The organism is Streptomyces sp. NPDC048479 (genome assembly GCF_040651435.1).
Lineage (GTDB): Bacteria > Actinomycetota > Actinomycetes > Streptomycetales > Streptomycetaceae > Streptomyces.
On record NZ_JBEZKA010000027.1, the window covers coordinates 72,968 to 85,406 of the forward strand.

The 12,439-nt window shown below is 69.6% G+C and carries 10 protein-coding genes and 2 pseudogenes; 1 reads left to right on the forward strand and 11 read right to left on the reverse strand.

The features are described from left to right. Window positions 1-47: 47 nt before the first annotated feature. The 6 genes from AB0D12_RS32360 to AB0D12_RS32385 all read right to left on the reverse strand — a co-directional run bounded on the left by AB0D12_RS32360 (window position 48) and on the right by AB0D12_RS32385 (window position 5,868). A complete protein-coding gene (locus AB0D12_RS32360) occupies window positions 48-1,235 on the reverse strand; it encodes a pyridoxal phosphate-dependent aminotransferase family protein (RefSeq protein ID WP_362690790.1) in 1,188 nt (395 codons plus the stop codon). A 73-nt stretch (window positions 1,236-1,308) separates the two neighbouring features. Next, entirely contained in the window at window positions 1,309-1,626 is a 318-nt protein-coding gene (locus tag AB0D12_RS32365; protein ID WP_362690793.1) for a hypothetical protein, read from the reverse strand. Window positions 1,627-2,337: 711 nt separating this feature from the next. Further along, window positions 2,338-3,102, reverse strand: a complete 765-nt coding sequence (locus tag AB0D12_RS32370) for a DUF2071 domain-containing protein (RefSeq protein ID WP_362690796.1) — start codon at window positions 3,100-3,102, stop codon at window positions 2,338-2,340. Window positions 3,103-3,259: 157 nt separating this feature from the next. Next, window positions 3,260-4,276: an FAD-dependent monooxygenase gene (locus AB0D12_RS32375; RefSeq protein WP_362690799.1), complete on the reverse strand. Its 1,017-nt coding sequence runs from the start codon at window positions 4,274-4,276 to the stop codon at window positions 3,260-3,262. Beyond that, on the reverse strand, window positions 4,273-4,800 hold the full coding sequence (locus AB0D12_RS32380) for an isoprenylcysteine carboxyl methyltransferase family protein (protein ID WP_362690802.1): 528 nt from the start codon (window positions 4,798-4,800) through the stop codon (window positions 4,273-4,275). The genes AB0D12_RS32375 and AB0D12_RS32380 overlap by 4 nt, the downstream gene beginning before the upstream one ends. 12 nt (window positions 4,801-4,812) lie before the next feature. Further along, the gene (locus AB0D12_RS32385; RefSeq protein WP_362690805.1) at window positions 4,813-5,868 is read right to left on the reverse strand and encodes a 3-oxoacyl-[acyl-carrier-protein] synthase III C-terminal domain-containing protein; all 1,056 of its coding nucleotides are present in this window, start codon (window positions 5,866-5,868) and stop codon (window positions 4,813-4,815) included. Window positions 5,869-5,988: 120 nt separating this feature from the next. Here AB0D12_RS32385 and AB0D12_RS32390 point away from each other — a divergent pair, with 120 nt between their 5' ends. Further along, window positions 5,989-6,858 (forward strand): UbiA family prenyltransferase, encoded by an 870-nt coding sequence (locus AB0D12_RS32390; protein ID WP_362690808.1) that lies wholly within the window; start codon window positions 5,989-5,991, stop codon window positions 6,856-6,858. A 117-nt stretch (window positions 6,859-6,975) separates the two neighbouring features. Here the strand turns inward: AB0D12_RS32390 and AB0D12_RS32395 are convergent, their stop codons facing one another. The 5 genes and pseudogenes from AB0D12_RS32395 to AB0D12_RS32415 form a co-directional block, all read right to left on the reverse strand. Next, window positions 6,976-8,007 (reverse strand): aldo/keto reductase, encoded by a 1,032-nt coding sequence (locus AB0D12_RS32395; protein ID WP_362690811.1) that lies wholly within the window; start codon window positions 8,005-8,007, stop codon window positions 6,976-6,978. A 70-nt stretch (window positions 8,008-8,077) separates the two neighbouring features. Further along, on the reverse strand, window positions 8,078-9,013 hold the full coding sequence (locus AB0D12_RS32400; RefSeq protein ID WP_362690814.1) for an NADP-dependent oxidoreductase: 936 nt from the start codon (window positions 9,011-9,013) through the stop codon (window positions 8,078-8,080). Window positions 9,014-9,409: 396 nt separating this feature from the next. After that, window positions 9,410-11,803 (reverse strand): excinuclease ABC subunit UvrA, encoded by a 2,394-nt coding sequence (locus AB0D12_RS32405; RefSeq protein ID WP_362690817.1) that lies wholly within the window; start codon window positions 11,801-11,803, stop codon window positions 9,410-9,412. Window positions 11,804-12,216: 413 nt separating this feature from the next. Continuing rightward, window positions 12,217-12,315 (reverse strand): annotated as a pseudogene (locus tag AB0D12_RS32410) (glyoxalase); the annotation flags it as partial. Between the two features lie 38 nt (window positions 12,316-12,353). After that, window positions 12,354-12,439 (reverse strand): annotated as a pseudogene (locus AB0D12_RS32415) (VOC family protein); the annotation flags it as partial.

Here is a 12,439-nt window from a genome sequence, read left to right on the forward strand (position 1 = left end):
AAATGAGCGATGGTGCGCAGAGCGCCGGTGGCGCTGTTGACTCCGGGTCAGTTCGAGTTGAAAAAGTCGTTGAGTACTTGGTCGCGGACTGCGGCGAAGCCCTCGAGTGCTCGCACGAGATTCTCATCGGTGTGCACCGAGATGTAGCTGCTTCTCAGGCGCGGCGACGCTGCGGGAGGGAGCACCGCGTTGACATACACTCCTTGCTCGATCAGGAGATCCCACGCCATGAGCGTGCGCTTTTCGTCCACCGTATCGATGGGGACTATGGGCGCTTGGCCGGCGCCGATTGAATAACCGAGCGACGCCAGCTCCCTTCGCATGAAATCTGCCTTGGAGATCACCGCTTCGGAGCGCCACGGCTCCTCCTGAAGAATGCGCAGCGACTCGGATGCGGCTGCCGTGTTGGCCGGGCTCAAGCTCGCGGAGAACAACAGGCTGCGTGCGTTGTGGCGGAGGTACTCGATTACGTCCTCATCACCGAGGATGGCTCCGCCAGTTGATCCGAAAGCCTTGGAGAAAGTGAGCGTGACGAGTGGCACTTCCTCCATGAGCCCGTAGTGGGCGCACGTTCCCCTGCCCTCGGCCAACACACCGACGCCGTGCGCGTCGTCGACAAGGAGAGTGGCTTCGTACTCGCGGCACACCCGCACTAATTCAGGCAGTGGACAAAGGTCGCCCTCCATGCTGTAGACACCATCCACCACAACCATCCGACCGGCGTTCTCGGGAAGCCGATCGAGCTTGCGGGTCAGGTCCTGTGTGTCATTGTGCGCGAACCACTGGACTCTGGCCCTACTGAGCCGAGCGGCGTCGACGAGGGAGGCGTGCGCCCGCTTGTCGATGAGAACATGATCGCCCGGACCGCAGAGACCGGTGACAGCAGCCAGGTTGGTCTGATAGCCCGTGGTCAGCAGCAGGGCAGCGGGCTTGCCGAAGAACTCGGCGAGCTTCTTCTCCAAGTGGTCATGGAGATCGAGGTTGCCATTCAGGAGACGAGAACCCGTGCAGCCTGCGCCATATCGGCGCGATGCTTCAGCGGCGGCTCCACATACGCGTGGGTCGGTGCTCAGTCCTAGGTAGTCGTTGGAACCGCACATGACGACCTCGCGGCCGTCCGGAAGCCGAGCCACGCCCCGGTCCCGCTCGCTGAAGTTGAGGTAATAAGGGTATAGCCCGCTTCTCTTGAGTTCGCGGGATCGGCTGAACACCGTGCACTTTTCAATGACGCTCATCAATGCCCTCCCCCGGGCTTCCGGCGTTGAGCGAGCGTATCGACTCATCCCGTGCGGCGACCCTCCCAGCCCCTTAGTCGAATGAATATTTTCCGAATCGACACACGGGGCCATAAAAAGAAACCTCTACCCGGTCAAAAACGATCACCCCGGACAACCATTCCGCCGGATGGTGGATTCCTCCGATCGCCGATATCGCCCGGCGTGAAGCTTTGCCCCAGGATCGGGACTCCGTTGGTGACCTGAGCTGCACGGTGCTCGGGGTGTGGTCGAGCCGGGCGCCGTCCTTGGGTGTGGAGGAGGTGAGTTCGGTGTGAGCGGAGGCCGCGGGCGCGCACAGCAGCACTGCGATGAGCGCGAGCAGGACGACGCTCGCTCGGCGGATGGTCACGGCGTCGCCTCCACGCCGGCGCTCGGCACGACAGCGGACACGACGCCGGACATGAGGCCGGTGCAGAGGGGCGTAGCCGAGGCCGCCGCCGGGGACGATGGCGGTTGCGAGGGGGAGGACACGAGGAGGCTGTCCAGCAACCCCTTCACGGGCGCGACGACACCGTTGAGCAGGGGCTGTACGAGGTGAACCTCGCCGTCATTGCACGCCGGCGACTCGGACGGCGAGGGACCGGGCGACGACGGCGTGCCGGGGCCGGGGCCGGTCGAATGGCCTGAGTGGCCGCCAGGTTGAGAACTGTGATCCTGGTCGGATCCCCCGCCGGGCACCTCCGTCACCGGCAACATCGCACCTGCGCCGCCGTCTTGCCACCCATCACCAATACCGGGCACATCTGTCCCAGGGGTATCCACCTCGGGGGCACCTGCGGATGGCAGCGAGGCGGACGGCGGCGCCGACGGATAGGTATCCGGCGGTGAGGCACTGTTCACGGCACCGGCCCCCGGCGCGCCGATGCCGGAGGCGTATCCAAGGACAACGACCACCGCCGCGACAAGCACACCCGCGACGACCTCGCCGCGGTGATCCGTCGGCCAAGACGCCCTGGGAATGAGGGGCATGGGCACAGTCAGTCATTGAGGGGCGAGACTCATGACCCGGCGGACAGGGCCTCGCATGCAGCGGCCGGGTCCAAGCGCACGGTCGGCCGCTTCAAGGGGTAGGGATGCCGCCGGGGCGGGCCGGGAGGCCGAAGCGAACCGGGACGCCGGGCGAATACAGCACGCTCACCGGCTCCCCCGCCGGTTCGGGCAGTCCTGCGGCCGCCACCAGGTCCTGGTCGCACTCGATCAGATCGGCACGGTGCAGGGGCCAGCGCGGATGCGTGTTCGGCAGGTACACCGACCGTCCGAAGAAGGTGTTGTGCATGCCCCAGCGTGCGGTCAAGAAGTGTTCGAGCTCGCTGGGGGTCTCGACGCGCTCGCCGATCCGCAGAGCAATACGGCTGTGCGCGCCTCGAGGTCCTGGCCAGCGCCGCGTGCTGGTGTAGGTGAGTGTGTCGCCGTCGCGCCGGATCGCCATCCGGGACCACAGGTACGGCAGCCGGAACACCGTGCGCGCGACCGCCACCGGGATCAGCCGGGAGGCATCGAGCGATCGGAAGACCACCCCGCGGCGCCCATGGGCATCCCTCGAGTAGAGACGGACATTCGTCTCGGGAAACGTACCCAGATAAGGGACGCCGGGGAGGCGGAACCAGCCGACCCGGTGCATCCGGAAGGCGACGAGTCCGATGTAGGTGACCCCATGGAGCGTGTCGGGAACGGTCTCGGCCGGCAGGAGCGGTGCCACGTCTGCCGGATCGGCGGCCCAGTGCAGGAATGCCAGGTCCAGCCAGGACTGGGTCAGCAGGGGGCTTACCCCGGGGTGGGGGGAGTCGGCCGTTATGGATTGGGGAGCACGGGGCGTGGGCGGCACCCTTTCAGCATCGCAGAGTCCACTCTGCGGCCACGCGGAGGGGGCCTCGCACCGAGTACGGGACGAGGGGGCGAGGACGGCGAGGACGGCGAGGACGCCGAGGACGCCGAGGACGCCGAGGACGGCAATATGGCATGGCAGGATTCCGCTGCCGTACCTACTGCAATGCGTGTACCGCCGCTCTGAAGGCCGCCGGCGCGCGGTGAGCCGCAGGGACGATCAGACGTGCTGTGGCGGGGTACCGAGCTGCTCTCAGCAGGCCCTCGGTCAGCAGCCGGTGACGTCTCGTCAGCCGTGCCCACTGCGCGGGATAGGCCTGAGGCCGGACGGCGGCCAGGCACCTGACCGCCGCCGCGGCCGTCGCCATCGCCAGTGCGATGCCTTCGCCCGTCAGGGCGTCGACATAGCCCGCCGCGTCACCGACCAACAGGGCACGTCCGGCCCGCTGACTCCGCGCCCGCTGCCGCAACGGCCCGGCGCCGCGCACCGAATTCGCCCCGCGGCCCCCGAGCAGAGCGGCGAGAGCGGGAAACGCCGTCAGGTGCTCGTCGTAGGAACAACGGTCGCGGCTGAGCACGGCGACGCCCACCAGGTTGTCCCCGACCGGCGTCACATACGCCTCGCCGTGGCGGGACCAGTGGACCTCCACGAAGTCGGTCCATGGGGCGATGCGGTAGTGGCGGCGCATGCCGTATCGCCGCGGATACGCACCCCCGGGACGGTCCAGGCCGAGCTCCCGGCGTAGCGGAGAGTGCAGGCCGTCGGCGGCGATCAGCCACCGCGCCGTCAGCCCCGCCGCGCTGACACGGTCGTGGGCCTGGCGGATCTCCCCCACCTTGCCCGGAACGATCCGCACCCCGAGTTCCACGGCCCGCTGATACAGGGCGGCGTGCAGTTCGGTCCGCCGTACGCCGAGTCCGGGGCTGCCGTGGAACGTTGCCTCCGCGCGACGGGCGCCCGCGAGGTAGCGGATCCCGCGCAGGTCGTGGCCGGACACCTCGACACCCAGCGAACGCAGCGCCGCCACACCGCTGGGCATGATTCCCTCGCCGCACGCCTTGTCGACGGGAGTGGCGCGGGGCTCGACCACGACGGCTTCCATACCCACCCGAGCGGCGTGAATCGCCGCCGCCAGGCCGGCCGGGCCTCCGCCCGCCACCAGGAGGTCGATCACGACCGTACGTCCGCTGCCGCCGCGGAGGCCAGCGCCCCGTCCTCGCACCGGATGCGGACAGCCATGAGCACCGCGTTGAGCACGGTGAAGCCGACGGCAGTCACCCACGCACTGTGGACCAGCGGCAGCGCCAGCCCCTCGGCGGCGACCGCGACGTAGTTGGGGTGGCGCAGCCATCGGTAAGGTCCGTCGGTCACCAGAGGCAGGCCCGGGACGACGATGACGCGGGTGTTCCACTGATGTCCGAGCGTCCGGATGCACCACCAGCGCAACGTCTGAGCGGCGATGACCACGACCACCATGGTCCAGCCGAACAGCGGGAGGAACGGGCGGTCGGCCAGCCAGACTTCGGTGAGGCAGCCCCCCAGCAGGGCGGTGTGCAGTGCGACCATGGCCGGGTAGTGCCCGCTGCCGGCTTCGATGCCGCCGCGGGCCCGGCTCCAACGGGTGTTGCGCAGCGCCACGGCGAGTTCGGCGCAGCGCTCGACCGCGACGGCCAGCACCAGAGCGGTGTACCAGATCATGCGTCCTCCGACCTACCAGCGCAGCAGTACCAGTTCGCAACAGAATCCGGGGCCCATGGCCATCAGCAGACCCGGCGTTCCCGGTTCGGGCCGCCTCTGCTCCAGCGTGTCCCGAAGGACATACAGGACCGAGGACGACGACAGGTTCCCCACCTCGGCCAGCGAGCGCCAGGTGACGTCGAGGGCGCCCTCGGGCAAGGAGAGAACCTCGGAGACAGCTTCCAGGACCTTGGGGCCGCCGGGGTGGCACACCCAGTGGGCCACATCCTTCGGCTTGAGCCCGTGCTCCTCCAGGAATCCGTGGACGTCGTCGGCGAGATACCGGCGGACGACGTCCGGGACGGCCACGTCCAGCACCACCCTGAAGCCAGAGCTTCGGATGTCCCAGCCCATCACCCGTTCGGTGTCCGGGTACATACGGCTGCGGGTGGCCACTACCTCCGGGCCGGCCGTCGACGACCGGCGGTCGCCGACGGCGACCACAGCGGCCGCCCCGTCGCCGAACAGCCCGGTCGCCACCAGGTTGGCGGGCCTCGCGTCATTGCGCTGGAAGGTGAGGGAGCAGAGTTCGACCGAGAGCAGCACAGCCACATGGTCGGGCCAGCCGAGCAGGTAGTCGTGCAGCCGAGCCACACCGGCGGCCCCGGCGACGCAGCCGAGGCCGAAGATGGGCAGCCGTTTCACATCGGGTCGCAGGCCGAGACGCCCGACGAGCCGGGCATCGATGGACGGCGCGGCCACTCCGGTGACGGAGGTGAACATCAGCAGGTCCACATCAGCGGGCCGCAGCCCCGCCGTCCGCAGCGCACCGCGGACGGCCTCGGCACCCAGATCGGTCGCCGCGCCGATGAAGACGTCGTTGGCCGCGCCGAGGCCATCCAGCTCGCAATAGCACTCCAACGGCAGCACCATGTGCCGTGTGCGCACCCGCGCGTTCTCGTGAAGGCGATCGAGGGCGCGGCGATCGGCGCCCGGTGGCAGGCAGGTGCGGGCCACCATGTCGGTGATCTCGCCCTGGGTGTGGCGGTGCGGTGCCAGGGAGCCGTGAACAGCCGCGATCCGGGTCATCCCGCTTCCCGCTTCGGAGGCATCATGGCTCCATTCCTTGCCCGCAGAAAGGCGGAGGACACCTCAAGTAGCCCGTGCGGCTGTCACACCCGTCCGTCCCGGAGTGCCTACCATCGCCCGATGGGCACTACGGATCAGTCACAGGTATGCGGCACGACCGCGTGGCCGCTCCGCCGTGCGGTGGGGCTGGCCCTGTCCTGCCATCCGGGGCCCGTGGTCGCTGTGACCGTCCTGGCTACCGCACTGGCCGTCAGCGCCGACCTGAGCGGGGCGCGTTGCGCGCTGATCGGCGCGGCGGTGCTGGCCGGCCAGCTCTCGGTGGGCTGGTGCAACGACGCCTTCGACGCCCGGCGCGACGCCGCGGTCGGCCGCCGCGGCAAACCGGTGGCCGATGGCGCGGTGGGCCGGAGCGCGGTGTGGGCGGCGGCGTTCGCCGCCCTCCTGCTGTGTGTGCCTCTGTCGCTGGCCTGTGGTCTCTTCGCCGGTACGGTGCACCTGACCGCGGTGGCGGCGGCATGGATGTACAACCTCAAGCTCAAGGCGACGGTGCTGTCCTGGCTGCCGTACGTGATCGGATTCGGTACCCTGCCGGCTGTCGTCACCCTGAGTAAACCCGGCCACCCCTGGCCCCAGTGGTGGGCCGTGACGGCCGGAGCGCTGCTCGGCATCGCGGCCCATCTGGGCGACGTGCTCCCGGACATCGGCGATGATCTGGGGACCGGGATGCGCGGGCTGCCGCAGCGGCTGGGCGTCGGCGGCACCCGGCTGCTGTTGCCGGTCCCCCTGGTGGCGGCAACGGCGGTACTGGTGCTGGGACCCACGGGACCCCCGGGCGTATGGGGAGCGGCGGCAATGTTGGCGGCGCCGCCGACAGCGGTCGCGGGGCTCGCACTTGGCCGGTACTGGCGCAAGGCGGCGTTCGCCGGGACGGTCGCCGTGGCGGCGGCAGATGTGGCGCTGCTCCTGGTGCGGGGTACCGCCCTTGCCTGACTCCGGTGTCAACACTGCATCGGACAGGGCGATGCCCCGAGTCACGGCAGCGGGGCCGCCCCCGATCCCCTCCAGGCGATCTCCGACGTGCCCCGGCAGCACGGGCCGTCCCCGGCGTCAGCGGCGCCGCAGGGACGCGTCGGACAATGCCGGCGGTGTGTAGTAGAAATCGTCCCGGTTCAGGTCCGTGCCCGGAGGCACGATGTCGTCGATCCGGTCCAGGATGTCCGCGCTCAACCCGACGTCCACACCCGCCAGCAGGTCCTCCAGTTGCTCGCTCGTCCGCGGGCCGATGATCACCGAGGTGACGGCCGGGTGGGCGCGTACGAAGGCGATCGCCACGTGCGCGAGCTTCAGGCCCGCGTCGTCGGCCAGTGTCGTCAGCTCGCCGAGGGCCTCCAGCTTGCGGGCGTTGCCCGGCACCGACGGGTCGAACTTGTGCCGCTCAAGGGCCGCCCGGCCGCTGCCCGCCGTGAGGTTGACGTCCGTCGGCCTGGCGTACTTGCCGGAGAGCCAGCCTGCGCTGAGCGGGCCCCAGGTCAGCACACCCATGCCATAGCGCTGGGCGGTGGGCAGCACTGCGGCCTCGACACCCCGGGCCAGGATCGAGTACGGCGGCTGCTCGGTGCGGAAACGGATGTGGCCGCGCCGCTCGGCCGCCCACTGGGCCTCGACGATCTGTTCCGCCGGGAATGTGGAGTGGCCGATCGCGCGTACCTTGCCCGCGCGTACGAGATCGGACAGGACGGACAGGGTCTCGTCGATGTCGGTGTCCGCGTCGGGTCGGTGCACCTGGTACAGGTCGATGTAGTCGGTGCCCAGGCGGCGGAGGCTGTTCTCCACGGCGCGGGTGAGCCAGCGCCGTGAGTTTCCGCTGTGGTTGGGATCGTCGCCCATCGAGCTGCTGCCTTTGGTGGCGAGTACGACATCGTCCCGGCGGCCCTTGAGCGCCTTGCCGACGATCTCCTCCGATTCGCCCAGGCTGTAGACGTCTGCGGTGTCCACAAAGTTGATGTCTGCGTCCAGCGCCCGGTGGATCATGCGGACGGATTCGTTCTGGTCGCCATTGCCCCAGGCGCCGAACATCATGGCGCCCAGCGCGTATTCGCTCACCGAGATACCCGTACCACCGAGGATCCTGCGCTTCATGAGAGCCACGCCTTTCGTAGGTCGGCTGCAGTGAGCTGCCCTGATGCCGGTTCCGCTCAGAGACCGTCATTCATGAGGTGGTGATGACAACCTTGCCCCGGATGTGCTTCCCGGCGAAGTCGGCGACGGCCTGTACAGCGTCCGCGAACCCGTAGCGTGCACCGATTTCCACCTTCAGCCGCCCGTCAGCCGCCCGGGCTGCCAGATCGTCGAGATCGCCCGGCTCCGCCTGGAAGGAGCCGATGTAGACCGGCGAAACGTCGCGGCCCAGGTCGTCGGGCCCGAAGAGCGGCGACACCAGCCGGCCGCCCGGGCGGACCGCGCGCGCGGTGTTCGTGAGTCCTTCACCCGAGTTGACCAGGTCGACAACGACATCGACGCCGCCGGGCACCAGGCGCAGGGTCTCCTCCACCACATCAGCGTTCTTGTAGTCGACGGTGTCGGTGGCGCCGAGGCCGCGCACATAGTCCTCGTCGTCCGCGATGGCCGTGGCGATCACACGGGCCCCAAGTGCGTGGGCCAGTTGCACGGCGTACATTCCGATGCCGCCGGTCGCCCCGACGACCAGCACGCTCTCGCCCTCCGTGGGCCGGACGGCGCGCACCAGGCAGACCGCGGTGAGCCCCGATTCGGGGATGGCGGCGCCGTGCAGGCTGTCCAGGCCCGCAGGCCGCCGGGCGAGCAAGGGACCGGGCGACGCCACCGTGTACTCGGCCACGGCGCCCGCCTGCCCGGTGAAGGCGAGCACCGGATCACCCGGCGCGTATCCGGAAACGCCCTCCCCCACTTCGGCGACGGTGCCCGCCGCGTCCATTCCGATCACCAGCGGGTGCTCGACCGGGAAGAGGTCCTTCGCCCCGCCGGTGATCAGCTTCAGGTCGAGCGGGTTGAGTGCCGCGGCCTCGACCTTGATCAGCACCTGGCCGGGTTCCAGGGTGGGTGTGGGGAGCTCGGTGATCGTGATCCGGTCCAGCGGCATGTAGTCGGTGGCGACGAGGGCTTTCACGGGCGACTCCCTGAGGTGAGCAAGCCACCGCCCCACGGCGGCGGGCGGCTGGGGCACCGGACGTGAGCACCCTTCTCTCTTCTACTCGGTCGCACCCGCCCAAGCGAGGAGCCCGACCGTACGCGCCGCCGGACGAGGCGTCGCCGAGCGTCACCAGCCGGCCCAGTCAGCCCCGGCAGCCAAGGACGACGAGCTCCAGCGGCTCCGCCGCGAGCTGAGCACGTTCAGCCGTACGTTCCCCGCTCCGGTCCCGGACAAAGGGCAGGGGGACGACGCCAAGGACGTCGTCCCCCTCCCCCGCCGCTGAGTTCACACCAGCGTCATCAGCAAGTCCGAGGCCCAGAGGCGGAAGACACGTTGGGCCTGATCGTCCCACGGTGTCCGCGAGGGCCTCGGTCAGGTGCCGACGTAGGCCGCGAGGTGCTCGCCGGTGAGGGTGGAGCGGGCGGCGACGAGGTCGGCGGGTGTGCCCTCGAAGACGATCCGGCCGCCGTCGTGGCCGGCGCCGGGGCCGAGGTCGATGATCCAGTCGGCGTGCGCCATGACGGCCAGGTGGTGTTCGACGACGATGACCGACTTGCCGGAGTCGACGAGCCGGTCGAGCAGGCCGAGCAGCTGCTCGACGTCGGCGAGATGCAGGCCGGCGGTCGGCTCGTCGAGGACGTAGACGCCGCCCTTCTCGGACATATGGGTGGCCAGCTTGAGCCGCTGCCGCTCGCCGCCGGACAGCGTGGTGAGCGGCTGGCCGAGGCTGAGGTAGCCGAGCCCGACGTCGGCGAGCCGGTCGAGGATCTTGTGTGCGGCCGACGTGTGCGCCTCGCCGGCGCCGAAGAACTCCTCGGCCTCGGTCACCGACATCGCGAGCACCTCGCTGATGTCGCGGCCGCCGAGGTGGTGGTCCAGGACCGATGCCTGGAACCGCTTCCCCTCGCACTCCTCGCAGATGGTGGCGACGCCGGCCATCATCGCCAGGTCGGTGTAGATGACGCCGGCGCCGTTGCAGCCGGGGCAGGCACCTTCGGAGTTGGCGCTGAACAGCGCCGGTTTCACGCCGTTGGCCTTCGCGAACGCCTTGCGGATCGGGTCGAGCAGTCCGGTGTACGTCGCCGGGTTGCTCCGCCTGGAGCCGCGGATCGCGCCCTGGTCGATGGACACCACGCCCTCGCCGGCGGGGATCGACCCGTGCACGAGCGAGCTCTTCCCGGAGCCGGCGACGCCGGTGACGACGGCGAGCACCCCGAGCGGGATGTCGACGTCGACGTCACGCAGGTTGTGCGCCGACGCGCCGCGGATCTCCAGCGCCCCGGTGGGCTTGCGCACGCTCTCCTTGAGGGTGGCCCGGTCGTCGAAGTGGCGGCCGGTGATGGTGCCGCCGGCCCGCAGTCCCTCGACGGTGCCCTCGAAGCAGACGGTGCCGCCCGCGGTGCCGGCGCCGGGGCCGAGGTCGACGATGTGGTCGGCGATCGCGATCGTCTCCGGCTTGTGCTCCACGACGAGCACCGTGTTGCCCTTGTCGCGCAGCCGCAGCAGCAGGTCGTTCATCCGCTGGATGTCGTGGGGGTGCAGGCCGATGGTGGGCTCGTCGAAGACGTAGGTGACGTCGGTGAGCGAGGAACCGAGGTGGCGGATCATCTTGACGCGCTGTGCCTCGCCGCCCGACAGCGTGCCCGAGGGCCGGTCGAGGGAGAGGTAGCCGAGGCCGATCTCCACGAACGAGTCGAGGGTCTGCTGCAGCGCGGTGAGCAGCGGCGCCACCGAGGGCTCGTCGAGGCCGCGGACCCATTCGGCAAGGTCGCTGATCTGCATCGCGCAGGCGTCGGCGATGCTGATCTTCTTGATCTTCGACGACCGGGCGGCCTCGCTGAGCCGAGTGCCGCCGCACTCGGGGCATGCGGTGAAGGTGACCGCCCGGTCCACGAACGCCCGGATGTGCGGCTGCATCGCCTCCCGGTCCTTGGAGAGGAACGACTTCTGGATCTTGGGGATCAGCCCCTCGTAGGTGAGGTTGACGCCCTCGACCTTCACCTTGGTCGGCTCCCGGTAGAGGAAGTCCTGCATCTCCCTCTTGGTGTACTTGCGGATCGGCTTGTCGGGGTCGAGGAAGCCCGACTCTGCGTAGGTCCGCACGGTCCAAAAGCTGTCCGACTTCCAGCCGGGGATGGTGAACGCGCCCTCGGCGATCGACTTGGAGTCGTCGAAGAGCTGGGTGAGGTCGATGTCGGAGACCGTGCCCCGGCCTTCGCAGCGCGGACACATGCCGCCGGTGATGCTGAATTCGCGACGCTCCTTCACCGTCCGTCCGGCGCGCTCCAGGGTGACCGCACCCGCTCCACTGATCGAGGCGACATTGAAGGAGAAGGCCTGGGGCGAGCCGATGTGCGGCTGCCCGAGTCGGCTGAACAGGATGCGCAGCATCGCGTTGGCGTCGGTGGCGGTGCCGACCGTGGACCGGGGGTCGGCACCCATCCGCTGCTGGTCGACGATGATCGCGGTCGTCAGCCCATCGAGTACGTCGACCTCGGGCCGCGCCAGAGTGGGCATGAAGCCCTGCACGAAGGCGCTGTAGGTCTCGTTGATCAGCCGCTGTGACTCCGCGGCGATGGTGCCGAACACCAGAGAGCTCTTGCCCGAGCCGGAGACACCGGTGAACACCGTCAGCCGGCGCTTCGGGATCTCGATGCTGACGTCCTTGAGGTTGTTCACGCGCGCGCCGTGGACGCGGATCAGGTCGTGGCTGTCGGCAGCGTGCAGCGCAGGCGACTGCGTGTCCGTCCTCGTGGCCATGCTCATCATGTCTCCATCTGTTGGGCGGGAGCCGCCTTCGCGGTCTCCGTCGGCGTCGCCTGGCTCGATCTAACCAGCTTCGCGCGGTACGGTCCGGTCCTCCTTCGCTTCGGCCCGTGGAGCCTGTGGGCCCCGGCCACGCGGCGCCCCAGGCCTGGATGCGGCGCGGGGAGATGTGGGACCAGCGGTACGGGGTGGCCGGCGCACGCGGGTCGAAGCCGGCGCGCGCGGCGAACCGGTCACCCGCTGCTGCGGCAGCGCGTCGATCTCGAGGACCTCGACTTCGCCCTCGATCATGGACACGTCGCGGGTGTGTGGCCCAGCCCGAGCCGAACAGATCGAGTGGTGGCCAGGTTCCCGCCGGTGGGGCTGTGCTCGGTGTCGCGACGACGCTGAGCGCGGGAGCGGGAGGTCGGCACTCATCGGTCCTGAAGCAACCCGAGGACGTTGCCATCGGGGTCGGTGACGGTGGCCACCAGGCGGCCGCCACCGACGTCGTGCGCGGGCTCCGTCACGGTGCCGTCTGTGCAGGTCATGGCTGCGATAGCCGGACGGCTCAGCGCAGCTCCTGGATGCGGACCAGGTTGCCCGCGGGATCGCGGAAGGCGCAGTCGCGGACGCCGTACGGCTGCTCGGTCGGCT

What these genes read in the sequence shown, in the direction of transcription:
- AB0D12_RS32360 (WP_362690790.1), bottom strand. Translation starts at nt 1,235, where the DNA reads ATGAGCGTCATTGAAAAGTGCACGGTGTTCAGCCGATCCCGCGAACTC.
- AB0D12_RS32380 (WP_362690802.1), bottom strand. Translation starts at nt 4,800, where the DNA reads ATGATCTGGTACACCGCTCTGGTGCTGGCCGTCGCGGTCGAGCGCTGC.
- AB0D12_RS32385 (WP_362690805.1), bottom strand. Translation starts at nt 5,868, where the DNA reads ATGACCCGGATCGCGGCTGTTCACGGCTCCCTGGCACCGCACCGCCAC.
- AB0D12_RS32390 (WP_362690808.1), top strand. Translation starts at nt 5,989, where the DNA reads ATGGGCACTACGGATCAGTCACAGGTATGCGGCACGACCGCGTGGCCG.
- AB0D12_RS32395 (WP_362690811.1), bottom strand. Translation starts at nt 8,007, where the DNA reads ATGAAGCGCAGGATCCTCGGTGGTACGGGTATCTCGGTGAGCGAATAC.
- AB0D12_RS32405 (WP_362690817.1), bottom strand. Translation starts at nt 11,803, where the DNA reads ATGAGCATGGCCACGAGGACGGACACGCAGTCGCCTGCGCTGCACGCT.